The 19719-nt window shown below is 32.0% G+C and carries 14 protein-coding genes, 1 riboswitch and 3 other annotated features; of the genes, 12 read left to right on the top strand and 2 right to left on the bottom strand.

Features of this window, described 5'->3' with window-relative positions; genetic code table 11:
- Nucleotides 1-1071: 1071 nt before the first annotated feature.
- Nucleotides 1072-2481 (top strand): amino acid permease, encoded by a 1410-nt coding sequence (locus AB8U03_RS08130; protein ID WP_369704050.1) that lies wholly within the window; start codon nt 1072-1074, stop codon nt 2479-2481.
- 217 nt (nt 2482-2698) lie between these two features.
- Nucleotides 2699-2896, top strand: a binding site (T-box leader).
- 159 nt (nt 2897-3055) lie between these two features.
- Nucleotides 3056-4714: a biosynthetic-type acetolactate synthase large subunit gene (gene ilvB / locus AB8U03_RS08125; protein WP_369704049.1), complete on the top strand. Its 1659-nt coding sequence runs from the start codon at nt 3056-3058 to the stop codon at nt 4712-4714.
- A gap of 36 nt (nt 4715-4750) precedes the next feature.
- On the opposite strand, the gene AB8U03_RS08120 is transcribed toward ilvB, so the two are convergent.
- Together AB8U03_RS08120 and AB8U03_RS08115 are read right to left on the bottom strand one after the other, a co-directional pair.
- The gene (locus tag AB8U03_RS08120; RefSeq protein ID WP_369704048.1) at nt 4751-5542 is read right to left on the bottom strand and encodes a folate family ECF transporter S component; all 792 of its coding nucleotides are present in this window, start codon (nt 5540-5542) and stop codon (nt 4751-4753) included.
- A 135-nt stretch (nt 5543-5677) separates the two neighbouring features.
- A riboswitch (THF riboswitch) is annotated at nt 5678-5794 on the bottom strand.
- A gap of 126 nt (nt 5795-5920) precedes the next feature.
- The gene (locus AB8U03_RS08115; protein ID WP_369704047.1) at nt 5921-6340 is read right to left on the bottom strand and encodes a hypothetical protein; all 420 of its coding nucleotides are present in this window, start codon (nt 6338-6340) and stop codon (nt 5921-5923) included.
- Between the two features lie 344 nt (nt 6341-6684).
- Between AB8U03_RS08115 and nifS the strand changes: the two genes are divergently transcribed.
- From nifS to AB8U03_RS08065, 10 genes are all read left to right on the top strand, one after another.
- Nucleotides 6685-7854: a cysteine desulfurase NifS gene (nifS, locus tag AB8U03_RS08110; protein WP_369704046.1), complete on the top strand. Its 1170-nt coding sequence runs from the start codon at nt 6685-6687 to the stop codon at nt 7852-7854.
- A 38-nt stretch (nt 7855-7892) separates the two neighbouring features.
- Nucleotides 7893-8969, top strand: coding sequence for a tRNA 2-thiouridine(34) synthase MnmA (gene mnmA / locus AB8U03_RS08105; RefSeq protein ID WP_369704045.1), 1077 nt, complete (start codon nt 7893-7895; stop codon nt 8967-8969).
- A 46-nt stretch (nt 8970-9015) separates the two neighbouring features.
- The gene (locus AB8U03_RS08100) at nt 9016-10164 is read left to right on the top strand and encodes a double-cubane-cluster-containing anaerobic reductase (RefSeq protein WP_369704044.1); all 1149 of its coding nucleotides are present in this window, start codon (nt 9016-9018) and stop codon (nt 10162-10164) included.
- A gap of 173 nt (nt 10165-10337) precedes the next feature.
- Nucleotides 10338-11144: a DUF166 domain-containing protein gene (locus AB8U03_RS08095; protein WP_369704043.1), complete on the top strand. Its 807-nt coding sequence runs from the start codon at nt 10338-10340 to the stop codon at nt 11142-11144.
- Between the two features lie 421 nt (nt 11145-11565).
- Nucleotides 11566-12546, top strand: a complete 981-nt coding sequence (locus AB8U03_RS08090) for an asparaginase (RefSeq protein WP_369704042.1) — start codon at nt 11566-11568, stop codon at nt 12544-12546.
- 34 nt (nt 12547-12580) lie between these two features.
- A complete protein-coding gene (locus AB8U03_RS08085) occupies nt 12581-13027 on the top strand; it encodes an Lrp/AsnC family transcriptional regulator (protein WP_369704041.1) in 447 nt (148 codons plus the stop codon).
- Between the two features lie 18 nt (nt 13028-13045).
- Nucleotides 13046-14680 carry an aspartate 4-decarboxylase gene (gene aspD / locus AB8U03_RS08080; RefSeq protein WP_369704040.1) on the top strand — a complete coding sequence of 545 codons (1635 nt, stop codon included), beginning with the start codon at nt 13046-13048 and terminating at the stop codon, nt 14678-14680.
- A 99-nt stretch (nt 14681-14779) separates the two neighbouring features.
- Nucleotides 14780-14977: a binding site (T-box leader), on the top strand.
- Nucleotides 14978-15029: 52 nt separating this feature from the next.
- Nucleotides 15030-15228 (top strand) — a binding site (T-box leader).
- Between the two features lie 122 nt (nt 15229-15350).
- Nucleotides 15351-15515, top strand: a complete 165-nt coding sequence (locus AB8U03_RS08075) for a hypothetical protein (protein ID WP_369704039.1) — start codon at nt 15351-15353, stop codon at nt 15513-15515.
- Between the two features lie 356 nt (nt 15516-15871).
- Complete coding sequence (locus tag AB8U03_RS08070; protein ID WP_369704038.1) at nt 15872-16951, top strand: uroporphyrinogen decarboxylase family protein; 1080 nt, start codon at nt 15872-15874, stop codon at nt 16949-16951.
- A 251-nt stretch (nt 16952-17202) separates the two neighbouring features.
- Nucleotides 17203-19620: a VIT and vWA domain-containing protein gene (locus AB8U03_RS08065; RefSeq protein WP_369704037.1), complete on the top strand. Its 2418-nt coding sequence runs from the start codon at nt 17203-17205 to the stop codon at nt 19618-19620.
- Nucleotides 19621-19719 lie beyond the last annotated feature (99 nt).

Genomic DNA, 19719 nt, shown 5'->3' with positions numbered 1-19719 from the left:
AGAATGTTAAAAATTTGAGATTAGTTTGATCCTTAAATTATTATCAAAAAATGGTTTCAAAAAAATTTTATTTGAATAATATATAGTAATAAACCAAGTTTTAAAATACTAATGATAAAATTAAACTATAAACTTATAAAAGCACAATCAAAGGGATATATCAAAAATTATTTTTGATATATCCCTTTTTAATGCATTTTATAAAACTGTAAATGAAGGATAAGTATGAATTTATGATAATTTGTTAAATTATTTGTTATTTTTATATTATAAAATTTCATTTATATAATATAGTTGAAATAATAATTTCATTTATTATTTTAAAGCTGAAATCTCCAATGAAGTTAAAAAAGGCTTGATATAAAAAATAAATTATTGTAATTGCTGTATGGTTTACAATATTAAAGGTTTAGTTTGAAATGGTTTTATAAATAACTAAATATAACCTGATTATCTTAAAATATAGCATATATATATTAAAATCAGTTTTTAAAAGCCCTATATATATGAAAAATTCAAGTAAACAATATATTCATAATTATACGAATATTTAGACAAGAATTAATTTTGTAAATTATAATCCATAAAAAATTTAAAATGAATTAATAATTTTTTTATGGATTATAATTTAGTATGAATTTTGTTATAATCCATTCTGTAAATTTAATTACAAATTATGAATCATATAATAGCTTTGGTTTCATTAAACGTATACATGATTAATCAATTATGAATTAAAAGGTAATAAAATATTAAATTGATAAAAAATCAATAAAAAAAATTACAAAATAACATTGATTTGTATAATAAATGGTGGTATTATAATAAAAACATTCATTCATTATATGGTGATGTTGATTTGTAATTGTATATTTAAATTTTAATATGATATGTTGGGGATGTAGTTTTAAAAATTATCGTTATTAAAAACAGGATTGCAATTACAGATTAAAACAATGCATTGTTTTATTTTCTATATTAATTAAGACAAACTATAAAAAGTCTATGGATTATTAAAATATTTATTTGGCTTTAAAGTTGTAAGAAAAATATACAAGGGGGCAATAATTTATGAAAGATATTTTCAGAACAAAATCTATTGATAGTCTTATAGCGGAGACTAAGGGTAAAGAATCTTTACAAAAGGTGTTGGGTTCTTTTGAGCTCACCATGCTTGGCATTGGAGCTATCATAGGTACAGGTATATTTGTTTTAACTGGAATAGCAGCAGCAAATTATTCTGGACCAGCACTTGTAATTTCATTTATTATAGCAGGTTTAGCCTGTGGTTTTGCTGCACTGTGTTATTCAGAAATTGCAGCTATGGTTCCAGTAGCCGGAAGTGCATATACTTATGGCTATGCGGCATTAGGAGAATTTTGGGCCTGGATCATAGGCTGGGATCTAATTCTTGAATATGCTTTTGCAATTGGTACAGTGGCAATTGGATGGAGCGGTTATTTTACCAGTATATTAGGAAATTTGGGAATTACACTTCCAACTGCGATTACAAAAGCACCTTTTGAAGGTGGATTAATAAATTTACCTGCAGTATTAATACTTGTAGTTATAACAGCTATTCTTGTAGCTGGTGTAAAACAGAGTACCACTACAAATAATATAATAGTTGCCATAAAATTGGCTGTGGTATTGTTATTTATAGTATTAGGAGTAGGACATGTAAAACCGGTAAACTGGCATCCATTCATGCCTTATGGATGGAATGGGGTTTTCGCAGGTGCATCAGTAATATTCTTTGCTTATATAGGATTTGATGCTGTTTCCACTGCAGCAGAGGAAGTTAAAAATCCCCAAAAGGATTTACCAAGAGGTATTATAGCTTCATTAATTATTTGTACTATATTATATATTGTAGTATCAGCTATATTAACAGGTATGGTTCCATATCTGAAATTTAAAGAAACAGCGGCTCCAGTGGCATTTGCCCTTCAGCAGGTAGGTATTAATTGGGGTTCAGCATTGGTTTCAGTAGGTGCAATTTGTGGTTTAACTTCAGTGTTGATTGTTATGATGTTTGGCCAAACTCGTATATTATTTGCAATGTCAAGAGACGGATTACTTCCAAAAGTGTTTGGACATGTTAATTTGAAATTCCATACACCTGTAAAAAGTACACTGATGGTAGGTATTATAACCATGGTTGTAGCTGGGTTCACTCCAATTGGAATTGTTTCAGAACTTACTAATGTAGGTACACTATCGGCATTTATTATAGTATCAGCATCAGTTGTAGTTTTACGAAAAAAAGATCCTGATAGACCAAGATCATTTAAGGTTCCATTTTCACCTATTACTCCTATATTTTCCATAGTAGCTTGTGCATTCTTAATAGCACATCTTCAAACGGTAACTTTATTGAGATTTGTAGTATGGCTTGTTATTGGCTTAATACTCTATTTTGCATATGGATACAAGCATAGTACTATTACTGAAGATAATGCTGGAGAAAAAGCTATATAATAAAAATTTAAAATAATTATGTATGATAAAAATAGATACAGTAAAAATGGCTGTATCTATTTTATCCATAAAGCGTATAGGATATTGAAAAAACAGTGGAGATAAAAAATAAAAAATAAAAAAATAATGAAAAACTATTGACATTTAGGACATAAGGTATTATTATTACATATAATAATTTGAAAAGATTAATCGTAATTGAGATGTAATTTAAAATATAAAAACTGTGATAGGGAAGAGTAGATAGTAAAAGATTTTAAAGAGAGTGGGGTAAGGTGAAAGCTCACAAATTGGAAACTGTTGAAAATCACCCTGGAGTTGTAAGCTGAAACATAGTAAGCTATATCGGCAAAGCCGTTAATGGAATCAAGTAAAAAATTGGGTGGTACCGCGGACCAAACTTCTCGCCCCAGGCAGAGTAGTTTGGTTTTTTTATATGTAAATTTTTAAATTGTAGTCAGTACAATGTGCGAAATTTACAGAATTATCGGTCAACTTTAATCTGTTAAAGAAAATAAAGGCATAAAAATAAAAACAAGTATGTTAAAAAAATAACAATTAGGGGGCTTTATATATGAAAATTAGGGGCGCAGAAGTGCTGTTAAAATGTATGACAGAACAAGGAGTAGATACTGTTTTTGGATATCCGGGGGGTACTGTTCTTCCCATATATGATGCTTTATACAGTTCAGGGGAAATAACTCATATATTAACTGCTCATGAGCAAGGGGCTACTCATGCGGCAGATGGATATGCCAGATCTACAGGAAAAGTTGGAGTGGTAATTGTAACTTCAGGTCCAGGTGCAACTAATACAGTGACTGGAATTGCCACAGCTTACAGGGATTCAGTCCCTATTGTAGTATTTACCGGTCAAGTACCTTTAAATCTTTTAGGAAAGGATTCATTTCAAGAAGTAGATATTGTGGATATTACAGCATCTATAACCAAGAAGAATTATATTGTAAAAAATGCAGAGGAATTACCTTGTATTGTAAGAGAAGCATTTAAAGTAGCAGCTAGCGGAAGACCTGGACCTGTAGTGGTAGATATACCTAAAGATATACAGGAATTAGAAGTCGATTATGAGCCTGAAATAAATAGTTGTGCTGTACCTGAAGAGAGTGAAAAAGAGCTTTATGATCTTGATAAAGCAATTGATATGATAAATAATAGTGAAAGGCCTGTTATATATTCAGGAGGTGGCTCGGTTATATCTGGAGCAGAAAAAGAGCTTATGGAATTGGTAGAAAAAACGGATTCGCCAATTACCTGCTCTCTTATGGGGATTGGAGCCTTTCCTGGAAATCATAAAAATTATATGGGAATGGTGGGTATGCACGGCAATCCATGTTCAAATTATGCTGTAAGCAATTGTGACCTACTGATAGCCATAGGAGCACGATTTAGCGACAGAGTTATAAGTAAAGTAGAAGCTTTTGCACCTAAGGCAAAGATCATCCATATAGATATAGATTTAAAAGAATTTGGCAAAAATATAAGTGAAGATATTTCCATAAGGGGAGATGTTAGAGAAGTACTTCAAAGGATGAATGGTAAATTAAAAAATGCTAATCATGAAAAATGGATGAATAGAATAAAAGAATGGAAAGAGCAAGAAGAGGATCCTTTTAAAGAAAATTGCAGATTAAGCCCTAAACTTATAATGAACTCCCTTTATAAGATTACTAAAGGAGATTGTATAATAACTACGGAGGTAGGGCAAAATCAAATTTGGACTGCACAATATTTTAAATTCTTAAAACCAAGAAGGTTTATATCTTCAGGAGGACTTGGAACCATGGGTTATGGTCTTGGTGCATCTATAGGGGTATCTGTTGGAAACCCAGGAAAGAAGGTAATAAATGTGGCAGGAGATGGCAGCTTTAAGATGAATTCCACTGAGCTTGCCACTGTTGCAAAATATAAATTGCCTATTGTACAATTACTTTTGAATAACCATGCTTTAGGCATGGTACACCAATGGCAGGACATGTTTTATAATAAGAGATTTTCATATACGGAATTTGAAAATGATGTGGATTTTATGAAGTTGGGAAAAGCTTATGGTATAGAGACTTTTAAAATAGAATCCAATGATCAGGTTGAGAAAATTTTAATGAAGGCTTTAAATTTAAATAAGCCTGTTATAGTAGAATGTGTTATAAACAGAGAGGAAAGGGTTCACCCTATTGTCCCGCCAGGTGCAGCTATAACAGAAATCATAAGATAAAGGAAGGAGTAGACTATACCCCTTCCTTTTTGTATTTTAGGCTTTTTTTGTTATTCTACCTTGAAATAATTCATATGAGTACAAAAGTATACATATGATGTAAGAACTAATTATGGTCATAAGTAAAGTCTGAACTATCCTGGGTATCCACAAGAACATAAAACCTTTAGCCATAAGAGCTGGAGTGAATATCAGTAAAATATAGGTATTTAAAGTTGACACCAGAATACCTGAAATTCCCAAAGATATTACCAGCTTGAAATAACTGCCATTTATAAAATCATGGGCTTTTCCGCTTCCTTTTTTAATAAATACATTTATAATAAACAGTATAATGCCTATGGCACCTATAAGCATAAAACCAAGGCTAAGGTATTGAGATTTTGTGTCTAGGGAAATAAGTAATTTACCTAAATAGGACTGAGGTATAAATTTTATGGCTATAAAATTTAAGAAACCTATTAAAAATAATAATATAAAAAAGATATTATAGTAACTTACAATTTTATGTTCCTTAGTATTTTTTATATGTTTCCATATGACAGCAGGTAAAAAACCAGCAATAATATTGGTTATAGTAAGCAGGGGGATATATGCTCCCATAGGACTCATTATATAACCCAATATATCTACTAAACCACCTGCAATTCCACCATAGAGTGGACCAAACAAAAGTCCCGGCATCACATAAAATATAGCACTAAAACTTATTCTCATAGTAAGTGTGCCACCTGCGGCTATCAATATAGAAAAAGATCTTAACACCAGCGCAATGGCAATAAACACAGCAGTAGTAACGAGAAATTTTGTATTCATTCTATTTTTCATATCCTTTACCTCCAGTGTATATATTTGAAAACGTTTTACACAGGGCTAATGATATTTTTTCATAGAAACACCTCTTTTCTCTTTAATGTGGTCACATTAAAGAGAAAAGAGGTAAATATAAGATCTCTTTAATGTAACAGCGGAAGCAACATTATATCATAAGCTTTAAATTAATAATGTAATGGATTTAAGCTTTTCGTTTAGAGACAACCTCCCATTCTCTAACACTTTATGCATAATATTTACTCTGCTACTTAATTTAATTATATAAAATAGTACAGGCGTTGTCCATAGGTTTTTTATAATATCTGGATGAATTAATGGTATTTATATGTTTAAAAGTAAAAATTTTGTATGGCAATATCAATATAGAATTTTTTAAGAAAGTAAATCTTTTATGTCTCTATAAACCAGTATATTTGATATGCCTCCATAATATCTTATTATTCCATCTATTACAGTTATAGGCGGTTCAAATCCTTTTTGTATAATATTTTCAACTCTGCTTTCCTCCTCTTTTAAAAATTTTGTCTTATTCAATTCTACAAAGTTTATATCTATATTTTCTGACACATCACTTATTTCAAGAAAGTTTTTTAAGTTATCATATAAGTCTTTAGTTTTCATAAATGTAAGTTTATCTGATGATCCGGAAGCATTATGATTGTTTTTGCAGTTTGAGCAATCAGCACATCTGGATTCTTGTGAACAATTATTGAAGTTATCATTACTGCCACAATAGTTGATTCCAGATAAAACAGCATTTTTATTTCCGTATATGTTGATTTTTATTTTCATATAGTACAATCCTTTCATATTTTAAATTTATCAGAAGGCTATCAGTGCTAGCATCCTCAGCTTCGTAAAGTGGGGATGTTAAGCAATGTTACGCATATGGATAAGTTCTTCTAAGGTTTAGATACGAAAAGCATTCCTTTATGAGCAAACTTCACCTGAAACTAATAAGAAACACCTGATAAGAATTATAATATCATATATTAAATATTTATACTAAGTATAATTTAAATTCTGCTTATGTTGACAAAAGGTGCATTTGAAAATAAAATTATTATATCGTAGTAAATTGCTATGATTTATATACGGAGTGTTTAAAATTTATAATTGCATAGGAGAGATAATCAATGAAGAGAGAAATATATATGGATTATGCAGCTACAACTTTTGTAAAGCCAGAAGTTTTAAAAGAAATGATGCCATATTTTACTGGGTATTTTGGAAATCCTTCTTCCGTTTATTATATATCAAGAAAAACTAAGATGGCAATAGATAAGGCCAGGAAATGTATATCAAAAGTTATAAATGCAAATAAAGATGAAATATTTTTTACAAGTGGAGGTTCGGAGGCAGATAATTGGGCCATAAAGGGAATTGCTATGGCTAATGAGAAAAGGGGCAAACATATAATAACTACAGAGATAGAACATCATGCGGTGATAAATACCTGCAATTATTTAGAACAACACGGGTTTAAGATAACCTATCTTCCAGTTGATAAATTTGGAATGGTTAATTTGCAGGAGCTTGACGAAGCTATTACAGAAGATACTGTACTTGTATCTGTAATGTTTGCAAATAATGAAATAGGAACCATAGAGCCTATAAAAGAAATAGGTGAGCTTTGCAAAAAGAAAGGTGTGTTATTTCATACAGATGCAGTTCAGGCAGTGGGAAATGTGCCTATTGATGTCCAGAATATGAATATAGATTTACTTTCCATGGCAGCACATAAGTTTTATGGACCTAAAGGAATGGGAGCTCTTTATGTAAAAAGAGGAGTTAAAATAGACAGTTTGATTCATGGAGGTTCTCAGGAAAGAGGGCGAAGGGCCGGAACGGAAAATATTGCAGGAATAGTTGGTATGGGAAAAGCATTGGAGATTGCAGCTCAAAATATGAATAAAGAGAGTAAAAGACTTATATATTTACGGGATAAACTGATAGATGGACTTTTAAACATACCTGATACCAGCTTAAATGGTCATGAAATTAATAGACTTCCGGGCAATGTAAATGTAACTTTTGACTTTGCAGATGGAGAAATTATAGTTATGGCATTAGATGACATTGGAATATGTGTCTCTACAGGAAGTGCATGTTCAGCAGGAGCAATAGAGCCTTCTCATGTACTCACAGCTATAGGACTTTCTGAAAATGGTGCAAAGAGTTCCATAAGACTTACCCTGGGAGCAAAAACTACTGAAGATGATGTGGATTATGTGGTAAAGACTCTAGGTGATATAGTTTTAAAGTTAAGGGAAAATAATAAAAAATGGAATGAAAGAATGCATTAAGCTAAGCAATTATATTTTAAATTAGAATAGGTGATAAAATGGGAAAAAAAGTAGTAGTAGGTATGAGCGGCGGAGTTGATAGCTCTGTTGCGGCATACCTTTTAAAAAAGCAGGGATATGAAGTAATAGGAGTAACAATGCAGGTGTGGCAGGATGATGATTATTATCAGGGAATGGAAGGAGGATGCTGTTCTCTAAGTGCGGTAGAGGATGCCAGGGCTGTGGCATATCATTTGGACATTCCCTATTATGTTATGAATTTTAAAGATGTATTTAAAAGTAATGTGATAGATTGTTTTGTAAATGAATATATGAAAGGAAGGACACCCAATCCCTGTGTAGCTTGTAATAAGTATATAAAATTTGAAGAACTCTTAAAAAGAGCAATGGAGTTAGGAGCAGATTACGTGGCAACAGGTCATTATGCAACGGTGGAGAAGATAAATGGAAGATATGTACTCGTTAAATCCAAAGACATTAGGAAGGATCAAACCTATGCTCTTTATAATTTGACTCAATTTCAATTGTCACATACCCTTATGCCCTGTGGGATATATAATAAGGAGGAAGTGCGAAAAATAGCCAAGAAAATAGGCTTGGCTGTGCATAATAAAAGGGATAGCGAGGAGATATGTTTTATTCCAGACAATGATCATGGCTCTTATATAAAAAGAGTCATGCCAAGTGGAGTAAAAGAAGGCAATTTTGTGGATAAACAGGGAAACATACTTGGAAAACACAGGGGAATAGTTTATTATACCATAGGACAAAGAAAAGGACTTGGAATAGCTTTTGGAACACCTATGTATGTTATAGATATAAATTCAGTGACCAACGAAGTTGTGCTTGGAAAACAGGAAGACATTTTCAAGAAAAACTTGACTGCAGGAGATTTGAATTTTCTTCCTTTTGAAAAATTGGCAAAACCTATGAAGGTTCAGGCCAAAATAAGATATTCTGCTGTACCGGCAGAAGCGGTAATAAGTATGCTGGATGAAAAAAAAGTGAAAGTTGAATTTGTTGAAAAGCAAAGGGCAATTACAAAAGGCCAGTCTGTAGTATTTTATAATGGAAATGTTCTTGTTGGAGGAGGAATTATTGAAAGTGTACACTGATTAATGTTAAAATTATAAAAAATGGGATATGAAGGGGATTTTTAATGTGAATGATTTGCCGAAAATATTTGATAGTTTTAGTGATTCTAGGAAAAAAGGATTTATAACGATAAAAAATTTAAAAGATGAGGGAAGGAAAGTTGTAGGTACTTTTTGCACATTTACTCCCTGGGAGATCATAAATGCTTCTGGTGCAGTATCTGTATCTCTTTGTGCTAAAAGTGATGAAACTATAGAAGATGCTGAAAAATATCTTCCTAGAAACTTGTGCCCTCTTATAAAGTCAAGCTATGGATTTGCAGTAACGGATAAATGTCCATATTTTTATTTTTCGGATTTAATAGTAGGTGAAACTACCTGTGATGGAAAAAAGAAAATGTATGAATATTTATCTGAAATAAAAAATGTACATGTTATGCAGCTTCCTCAGACAAGTAAGGGTGAGAATTCCTTTAAGTTATGGAAAGATGAAATATTAAAATTTAAAAGTGTACTCGAGAGAGAGTTTAATGTTAGTATAACAGAACAAAAAATACGAGAATCTATAAAAATAAGAAATGAGGAAAGAAAAGCTTTAATGAAACTTTCCGCATTGGGAAAGATGGATCCGCCGCCTATAACGGGACTGGAGATGCTTAGAGTTCTAAGTGGTGCTTCTTTTAAGTGGGACAAAAAAACGGAAATAGAAGAAATTTATAATTTAATAGATGATGTTGTAAAAAAACAAGAAGGCGGTGAGAAGAAGGTTCCGCAGAATGCTAAAAGAATACTTATAACAGGATGTCCTTTAGGGGAAGCCACTGAAAAGATAATAAATGCCATAGAAGGAAATGGCGGAGTTGTAGTATGTTATGAAAACTGTACTGGAATTAAAGAGATAAGCAAATTGGTAGATGAAGAGAAGGAGCCTATAGATGCTTTAACTGAAAAATATTTAAATATAGGATGTTCTTGTATGACACCAAATGATAACAGAACCAATTTGATATGTCAGCTTATTGAGGAATATAAAGTGGATGGAGTAGTTGACGTAATTCTTCAGGCCTGCCATACATATAGCGTAGAATCCTATGGCGTTAAAAAAGTTGTTACTGAAGAGGAAGGCATTCCGTATATTAGTATAGAAACGGATTATTCTCAGACAGATATAGGACAAATAAAAACAAGGATGGCAGCGTTTATAGAAATGCTTTAACTTCACATTAAAGGCTCTTGCTTTTATAAAAGTAAGAGCCTTTATAATACAAGAAATTAATTTGTGTATCCAAGGTTACAGATAATTTTTATTATTTAAGGTATTATATAGGAAATAGATAAAATTTTTAATCTGACCTGTGAAAAAGTAAATTATATATAGGAGGTAAAATAATGAAGGTACTTATAATCTGTTCAGAAAAAAGCGGAGATTTGCCTGAAAATGAATTTTATATAAAGATGGACAGTAGATTTGCAAATTCAAAATTTATACCTAATATGAAGAACTCTAAAGAAGTATGTACAGTGTGCGGCAAGGAATGTATCTGGTGCAGGGGAAGATATAAATTGAATTTTACAGAGAATATAAGCGAAATAATAAAGCTTCCGGATTTATATAGAAAATTTGAAGATTACCCTCTGAAATATTTACCGGATAGATTTAAAAAGCATGATATAGCTATTCTAATAGGAATACATGAAGACATAATAGTGGAAATTCCAAAACTAATACATGAAAGCGGAGGTAAAGGAATAATAGCACCTTGTGAGGGTGCAAATTGGATGTCAAAATGGACAAAAGAAAAACTTATAGAGGAATGTGAAAAATACAATTTACAATATACCTTTCCAAAACCATTCTGTACTTTGAGCTATGGAAAGTTTCCTGTTATAAATAAATTTATCGATTTTTTTAAAATTGGAAAACCTAAGTTTAAGCTCTATGTCAATGAAAAGAATGTAATAGTAAAAACAGAAGTAATAATATCCGCACCTTGTGGAAATGGTTATAATATAGCAAAACATCTTGTAGGTAGAAAAATGGGGGAAGATGCAAGAAAATCTCTTGCAAAGTATTGGCACAGCTATCCTTGTCTTGGAGATATGCATGTAGATGGAGAACTTGGAGATACTCCCCTTCATATAAGCGGATATACTCATTACAGTGCACTGGAAAATGCTGAAATAGTGAGAGTCTAAAAGATTTAACATTTAAAGTGTTGATCTTTTTATCCATGTACTATAAAGTGAAATTAAAAAGCTGGGAACTTGAGAGTGATTGGTAGATGAAGATAATAGTAATAGATCTCAAGGAGAAAATGGGCAGACTTATTGTTAAAATGGTCAGGAATACAGGTGAATTGGATATAGCGGGGGCTGTGATTTAGCACTGGCTATATCCTATTTTTGTATATGCATAATATATGGTTTGTTGAAAATAATATACTATATAGGTACATTGTTAAATAAACAAAATTCATATGAATAAATAATTAAATAAGGTATATGACAATAATTACATTATATTATATATATACACCTAAAAATCATTATGATAAAATAAGGTTGATTAAAAGATGAATTCATCAATATTATAGTAAGTATAAAAAGGAGCAGTTATATGAAAAAGATAATTATTATATTTACTGGCGGAACAATATGTATGAAAAAGGATGAAAACAATGCCTCTGTTGTGTCCATGACTGGAGAGGATATACTTAAACTCACTCCGGGGCTTGATAAAATTGCAATGATAGATTTCTTGAATTTTTCCATGATTCCAGGACCCCACATGACTCCTGAAAAAATGTTTGAATTGTCTAAACTTATATCAGAAAAGGTGGAAAAGGAAGGTTATGATGGGGTAGTTGTAACTCATGGTACAGATTCACTGGAAGAGACAGCATATCTTGTGGATCTCACTTATAGAGGCTCAAAACCTGTGGTATTTATGGGAGCTATGAAAAGCAGTTCCGAACTTGGGTGGGATGGCGCAGTAAATTTAGTGGATGCAGTTAATACTGTGATTTCCAGAGAGGCTTTAAATAGGGGGGTAATGGTGGTTATGAACAGGGAGATACATTCTGCATCACAGGTGACAAAAACCAATACTCGCACTCTGGATACTTTTAAAAGCATGGATTTTGGTCCTATTGGATATGTGGAGAACAACCATGTATATTTTTACTATAACTATATTAAGAGGCAGTACATACCTGCTGAAAATATAGACAGCAACGTGGAGCTGGTAAAATGCGCCTGTGGCATGGATGACAGGATTTTAAGATTTATAGTTGAGTCAGGAAGCCATGGAATAATAATAGAGGGTATGGGAAGAGGGAATATACCGCCTAAGATGGTAAGTGGTGTGGAGTATGCCTTGAGCAAGGATATACCTGTGGTTTTAGTATCCAGGTGTATTGCAGGAAAGGTTCTGGATGATTATGGATATGGAGGTGCAGGAAGAGAACTTATTGAAAAAGGAGTTATCCTTGGGGATAATCTTCCTGGCCAAAAGGCTCGGATCAAGCTCATAGTTTCACTGGGGTTTACAAGGAATGTGGATAAAATAAAAGACGTATTTGAGAAAGGTTATTATTAAAATAAAAATAGCTTTAAGGTAAGGGGGTGCAATTATGGATGCTACAGATTATAAAATAATTCATATACTTCTTGAGGATGGAAGAATATCCATGAAGGAACTGGCTAAAAAGGTGCCCTTGAGCCCTCCGGCAGTGGCCGAAAGAATTAAAAGACTTGAAGATTCAAAGATCATATCAGGATATAAAGCCATCATAGATTATAGTAAACTTGGGAAAAATATAAACGTACTTATAAATTTGGATATGAAGGTAGAAAAGACTGAAAAGTTTATGAAATTTATAGGTAATGAGGATGCAATAGTTGAATGTCATCATGTTACGGGTCCCTATTGCAAAATTATAAAGGCATGTGTAGATAATATTGTAGAGCTGGAAAAACTCATCCAAAGAATACAGAAGTTTGGAAATACGGAGACATTTATAATACTTTCTTCAATTATAAAAGAACAAATAAGTTTTAATTCTCAGGAAAACAAATAAATTTTGGGAGAGATGTTTATGGATAATTATAATCTTCAACGTGAAGAAATAGAAAGAGTATATGGAAAAGTAAGCCCTTTTGAACTTAAAGATAGATTAATAAATCTAGCTAAAGAATCTGAAGAAAGTGGAGTGCATTCACTTTTAGATGCAGGCAGGGGAAATCCAAATTGGATTGCAGCAACTCCAAGGGAAGCCTTTTTTACCTTTGGTCAATTTGCAGTGGAAGAAAGCCGTAGAGTCTGGAGTGACAATGACTTGGGTGGTATGCCCCAAAGATTGGGAATTGCCCATCGGTTTGTGGATTTTTTAAACAGGAATGAAAGGGCTCCGGGAATTAGACTTCTTAGAAAAATGATTAATTATGGTGTGACAATAAAAGGTTTTGAGGCTGATGAGTGGATACATGAACTGGCAAATGGAATTATTGGAGACAATTATCCCCAACCGGATAGAATGCTTAAGCATATAGAAAGTGTGGTTCATGATTATCTCATTCAAGAATTATGTTATAATGAGCCTTTGGAAAGAAAATTTGATTTGTTTGCGGTGGAAGGAGCTACTGCAGGCATGTGCTATATTTTTGACAGCCTAATTGCAAATAATATATTATCAAAGGGAGATAAAATCGCAATTATGGCACCAATTTTTACACCTTACCTAGAGATTCCCCATTTACCTAGATATAATTTTGAAGTAGTCGAACTCTTAGCACAAGAAGCTGCTGAAAATGGAACCCATAGAGGCCAATATTCTTTTTCAGAATTGGAGAAACTTTGTGATTCAAGTATAAAAGCGTTATTTATAGTTAACCCCAGCAATCCACCTTCTGTTGCAATGGAACCTGGGATAGTAAAACATTTAAAGGAAGTGGTGGAAAAGCATAACCCTGATTTGATGATTATTTCAGATGATGTATATGGAACTTTTGTAGATGATTTTCATTCATTGATGGCAGATCTACCCTACAATACCATCGGTGTATACTCATTTTCAAAGTATTTTGGAGTAACAGGCTGGAGACTTGGCACCATTGCATTATATGAAAACAATGTGTTTGATAAATTACTTAGAGAATTGGATTCAAATAAAAGAGGAAGAGCAAGAAAACGTTATGCAGCACTTTCCACTAATCCTGAGGAGATTCCCTTTATCGATAGAATTGTAGCGGACAGCAGACAGGTAGCTCTTAATCATACTGCAGGGTTATCTACACCACAGCAGGTACAGATGGCATTTTTTGCATTATTTTCTTTAGTTGACAAGGACAACAGATATAAAAAATTAACAAAAAGTATTTGTTATCGCCGCCAGAAGTTATTATTTGAAGGATTGGGGCTTAAACTCAGTAAAGATCCTTTTAGCGCAGCGTATTATACTCAATTTGACTTGTTAGAATGGGCTAAAAACAATTACAGTGAGGAATTTGCCGATTATTTGAAAAATAACTATAGACTAATAGATGTTCTCTTAAAGCTGGCAGAGGAATCCTCCATTGTGCTTTTAAGTGGTAGTGGATTTCATGGACCTGAATGGTCTATAAGAATATCCCTGGCAAATTTAAGTGATGAATCTTATTCCAAAATAGGAAAGGTAATTCGTAAGATACTGGAGGATTATGCTGGAGACTGGAAAAAATTACAAGACCAATAATGAAATATACAGCTCATAATCATGTAATAAATAGAATTTTTTAAATTTTATAAAAAGGTATTGACATGGATGAACACATATAGTAAAATTATATAAAATATAAAAACAAAGATAGGGACATACAATATGAATTATATTTTAAAGAGAGTGAGAGTTGGTGGGATCTCATAAATGTTTCATATTGAAGATCACCCTTAAGTTGCAGGCTGAAACAACAGTAAGCTGTGCCGGTGCAAGCCGTTATGTGATTAAGTATAAATTTGGGTGGTACCGCGAAACAGACTTCTCGCCCCAGGCAGAAGGACTGTTTTTTTATTACCTTTTAAAAGGTTATGAAAATATAATAAATATAAAAGCAGGGATAGGGACATGTAAATATGAAGCATATTTTAAAGAGAGTGGGAGTTGGTGAGAGCTCATAGATATTTCATATTGAAGATCACCCTTAAGCTGCAGGCTGAAACAACAGTAAGCTGTGCCGGCGCAAGCCGTTATGTAATTGAGTATAAATTTGGGTGGTACCGCGAAGCAGACTTCTCGCCCCAGGCAGAAGAGCTGTTTTTTTATTATCTAAAATCAATGTTATATAGATTCTCATCTGGCCAGTGAAGATTTATATATTATTTAATGTAAATAAACTGAAAATATGTAATTATAAGGAGGAAATAAAATGTTAAAACCTAAAAATTCCCGAAAAAGTGACTCAATAAAAAATTCATTGGAGGATTCCCTGATTTATGAAAATAGAAATTCATATTATGAATATTTGAGGGATATAAAATCAGAAAGTTTAAATGATACCTGTGATTACTCTACAGTTTTTATGACATTCTAATTTATTATAAGGATATTTAGAGTTCTTAATTATTTAAATGGTATAGACTAAAAAATGCCTGAAATTTTAAAATTTCAGGCATTTAAAATTTATGGAATAGATACAAGTAGCTCCATCTTTTAAAGAAAAATGTTGGAATATCATACCGATACTTTTCCTAAATTCTCGTATTTTTTAATATATAGTAAATATGTAGATTATTGAATTTTAAAAAAGTTATATTTAAACTTATATATTCATAAATTTGATACACTATGGATGCATCATAAGATCTAGTTATGTTTATTGCTTGAAGCAAAGCTTATCATTAAAATTTAAGGTAAGTAAATTTTATAAATAATGAGGGGTGTAGAGTAATGAAAAATTTATATAATAGAAATGAAATGACACCTAAAGAAAGGGCTGCAGCTTTGAGTTCTGGAAAAGGTGCAGATCGTATTCAATGTTGTCCATTTGTAGGCGAGGTAGGTGCAAAATTTATTGGAGTAAAAATATCTGAACTCTGTCATGATTACAAATTAATGGCAGATAATGAAATAAATCTTTATAAAACATTTAATTTTGATTCAGTTGGTATTGGACCAAATTTATTTGGTATTGCAGAAGCCATGGGTACAGTTCTGGGATATCCTGATAACGATATGCCTTATGTTGATATACCTATAGTAAAAAATTATGATGATATAGACAAGCTTATTCCTGTAAATCCATATAAAGATGGCAGACTTCCCTTATTTTTAGAGGCTTCAAAAATAATAGATGAAAAGATAGGAATGGAAGTTGATGTTTCAAGTGATTTTGGAGGACCTTTTACTACTGCTGCCTCCTTAAGAGGAACTGATATTTTTTTACGGGATACCTTGAAAAATCCTGAATGGGTTCACAAGCTTTTAGATATTTCCACAGAAAGCATTTTTAATTATATTGATGCAGTTTGTGATATAGGAATAAAGCCAAGTATTTCAGAACCGGTTGCTTCTTTGAATGTAATTAGTCCCAAACAATTTAGGACTTTTGTAAAGCCCTATTTAAAGAAATGTGTTGATAGAATAGTAGAAAGATGCGGCAGTGCTCCATCACTCCATATTTGTGGAAACACCAAGGGAATATGGGAGGATATGGTTGATACAGGTGTTCAGATTTTAAGTTTGGATAATGTGGTTGATCTTGAAGAAGTAAAAAAGGCTGTTGGCAAAAGGGTTGCTATAATGGGAAATGTAAAGCCTATTGAAACAATGTGCAATGGTGGCAAGAATGAGATTTTTGATGAAGTGAAGGAATGCATTGGAAAGGCATATGATAATCCAAAGGGATTTATTTTGAGTACAGGATGCAAAGTGCCTAGGGCAACTTCTAAGGAGAATATTCAATTCATCATGGATGCAGTTAGGATTTACGGCAGATATCCTTTGAGAAATAATTTTGCAGCTAAATAAAAGAAACATATATGGCTTGTTATCCCCTGGGACACTGTAATTTGGTTTATCGTATGTATTTAATATTTGTAAAAATAAATAATGGTAAATATGATATAATAATATACATAAACTTATGATATACAAGAAATATGTTATACATTTTACTCATTGTATGATTCTAAATTTAAAACAATTGTAAATAATAAAATCTAAGGTATTTAATACATATTTTACAGGTAAAATAAAGTTGAAAAGGGGGTCAGTATAATATGTTGCGGCATATTAAAGAAAGCAAGGGAATTGACGAAGGAATTTTATTAAAGGAAGTTAATATTGTAGGAAATTTGTGCGCTGGTTATGGAGAAATAGTTATAAATCAAATTTATCAAAATTGCAGCAGCGAGGATATAGAGGGAGTCTACATATTTCCACTACCAGCTACGGCTGTAATATCGGGATTTGAAGCAGAAATAGGAGGGAGAACCTTAAAGGCGGTGGTAGAAGAAAAGGATAAGGCACTGCAAATTTATGAAAATGCAAAAATTCGCGGAGACAGTGTTTTTTCACTGGAGGAATTTAGTCCACATTTTTTTAAAATAAGTATAGGTAAAATAATTTCCGGTGAAACTGTGAAAATAAAGCTTTCTTATATAGAGGAGCTGGATTACAAAGACAGTACTTTTAGGCTTACAGTTCCTGCCATTTCCGAACCTAAGATAATAAAGAGCAGATCAAAAATTGAAGAGTTAAGAAGCAACTTTGTAAATAAACTGGGAATAAAGAGAGTTAAAGAAGAAGACTTTGAATTTAAGGTGAATATAATAATTGAATCCCTTAGTAAGGTTGACTTTAGATGTCCTTATCATAAGATAAAGGTGGAAAGGGAAGGTAATACAGTAGCCAAAATAAGTCTGGATGAAAGTTATCACTTAATGGATAAAGATTTTGTTCTTTTTATAAATGAAAGAGAAACCTTAGAAGCAGATGGAATGATATATGAATATAAGGAAAATGATGAAGAGAAGGGAATAGTGTATATACGGATGATCCCAAAACTTGATCCTTACGAAGCGGAGATTAAGGAAAACTATGTATTTTTAATCGACATTTCGGATACCATGAAAGGTGAAAAATTGGAACAGGCTAAGAATGCACTTCAGCTTTGTATAAGGAACTTGTCAAAAGGGGATACCTTTGACATAATAGCTATGGGGGTAAACTTAATTAGTTTTTCTAAAAATGGATTAATAGAGTTTAATGCAGATTCTCTCAGAGAAGCTTCCAGATGGATAGATGATTTGGAAACGGAAGAAGATGCAGATATATTTGGTGGGATAAAATACAGCCTGGAAAAAGAAGGCTCTCAAAATACTATATTGCTTTTTACAGATGATTTAGTAGATGAAGAAGAAGATATACTTTCTTATGTAAGGGAAAATATAGCCGATAATAGAATATTTACTTTCGGAATAGATTCTTCGGCAAATAATTATTTTTTAAATAAATTAGCCCATGAAAGTTATGGGAAAGCAGAATTTATAGATATGGAACAGAGAATTGAAGATATAGTTTTAAGACAGTTTAATAGGATAAAAAATCCTCAAGTGGACAATATACAAATGGATTGGGGAAAATTACAGGTTAAATCATCTTATCCTAGAACCATTGAATACATGTATGATAGAGAACCATTTTCCATATTTGCCAATGTACTTGGAGAAGTAGAAGGTAAGATAATTTTAAAAGGGGAAGTTGACGGAAAAGAATATGTAAGAAGTATAGATATTGATAATTTTAATACGGAGGAAAATGCCAATTTATTAAAAAAAGTATGGGCAAGGAAGAAAATAAGATCCTTGAAAATAAATATGAAATTGCAGCGGGGACAGAAAAAGGAGGAAATGAGGAAAAGTTTAATAGAACTTTCCAAGGAGAATGGATTTATAAGCCCTGAAACTACTTTTATATTGATGGAGCTTAGAGAGGAACCTGTACTTGGAATTCAACTTAAAAATATAATTCCAATAAAGGTGGATGAAAATACCCTGGGTGAAAAAATAGATGAGAATATGGAATCAGGATTTTTATATAGAAGTTTTACATGTGATGAGGATGAAAAAGTGTATTCTAGTGACAACAAATATCTGGATGAAAAATATACAAGGGGAAGGCTTCTCAGAATAATTGCCAAAAACCAATTTGCAGATGGGGCTTTTGTGGATTATGAAGATAGTAATATAGAAGATAAAATAGAAACAACTTCCATGGTAATGCTTGCTTTTATAACAGGAAATGAAAAGATAGATATTTACACCAATCAATTGAATAAGGCAGCAGCTTTTATATGTAAAAGTTATGATGATATAAATTTTCATGTGAGGTATGATATTATAAAAATGTCCATTATGGCATTGAATAAAATAAAGAGAAAGAAATTATTGAAGGATAAGTATATTTTACAAATTGATCATACCATGGAAAAGTTGTGTGAAGTACTTCATTCTAAAGAAGAAACAAAACATATTCTAAAGGATTTAATGAAAAATTCTTTCAGTAGAAATTTAGCTTCATTGTTTACATTGAGTGAAGACGGCGAATATATAAAAGAGGAAATAACCATAGTGGAAGAGAGAAATTCCATATTTAATATGGCTAAGCTGGCAGTATTAAAGGCCCTTAGTAAATGATTTATCAAGCTGAATTTGCAGGAATACAGGGATTTAAAGAGGATGAGTAAAAAACTAGTGCTTATGATATTTTTTTAGTTATGAGCACTAGTTTTTTTA

It is taken from the genome of Clostridium moutaii, from assembly GCF_041205085.1.
Classification (GTDB): domain Bacteria; phylum Bacillota; class Clostridia; order Clostridiales; family Clostridiaceae; genus Clostridium_B; species Clostridium_B moutaii.
Note: the sequence above shows the minus strand (reverse complement) of the source record. Positions and strands in the feature narration are given on the sequence as shown.

Bases quoted from the DNA above. Each gene is read 5' to 3' on its own strand.
- AB8U03_RS08120 (WP_369704048.1), bottom strand. From the start codon at position 5,542: ATGAAAAATAGAATGAATACAAAATTTCTCGTTACTACTGCTGTGTTT.
- AB8U03_RS08095 (WP_369704043.1), top strand. From the start codon at position 10,338: ATGAAGGTACTTATAATCTGTTCAGAAAAAAGCGGAGATTTGCCTGAA.
- AB8U03_RS08075 (WP_369704039.1), top strand. From the start codon at position 15,351: ATGTTAAAACCTAAAAATTCCCGAAAAAGTGACTCAATAAAAAATTCA.
- AB8U03_RS08085 (WP_369704041.1), top strand. From the start codon at position 12,581: ATGGATGCTACAGATTATAAAATAATTCATATACTTCTTGAGGATGGA.
- AB8U03_RS08090 (WP_369704042.1), top strand. From the start codon at position 11,566: ATGAAAAAGATAATTATTATATTTACTGGCGGAACAATATGTATGAAA.
- AB8U03_RS08070 (WP_369704038.1), top strand. From the start codon at position 15,872: ATGAAAAATTTATATAATAGAAATGAAATGACACCTAAAGAAAGGGCT.
- mnmA (WP_369704045.1), top strand. From the start codon at position 7,893: ATGGGAAAAAAAGTAGTAGTAGGTATGAGCGGCGGAGTTGATAGCTCT.
- aspD (WP_369704040.1), top strand. From the start codon at position 13,046: ATGGATAATTATAATCTTCAACGTGAAGAAATAGAAAGAGTATATGGA.
- nifS (WP_369704046.1), top strand. From the start codon at position 6,685: ATGAAGAGAGAAATATATATGGATTATGCAGCTACAACTTTTGTAAAG.
- ilvB (WP_369704049.1), top strand. From the start codon at position 3,056: ATGAAAATTAGGGGCGCAGAAGTGCTGTTAAAATGTATGACAGAACAA.
- AB8U03_RS08065 (WP_369704037.1), top strand. From the start codon at position 17,203: ATGTTGCGGCATATTAAAGAAAGCAAGGGAATTGACGAAGGAATTTTA.
- AB8U03_RS08115 (WP_369704047.1), bottom strand. From the start codon at position 6,340: ATGAAAATAAAAATCAACATATACGGAAATAAAAATGCTGTTTTATCT.
- AB8U03_RS08130 (WP_369704050.1), top strand. From the start codon at position 1,072: ATGAAAGATATTTTCAGAACAAAATCTATTGATAGTCTTATAGCGGAG.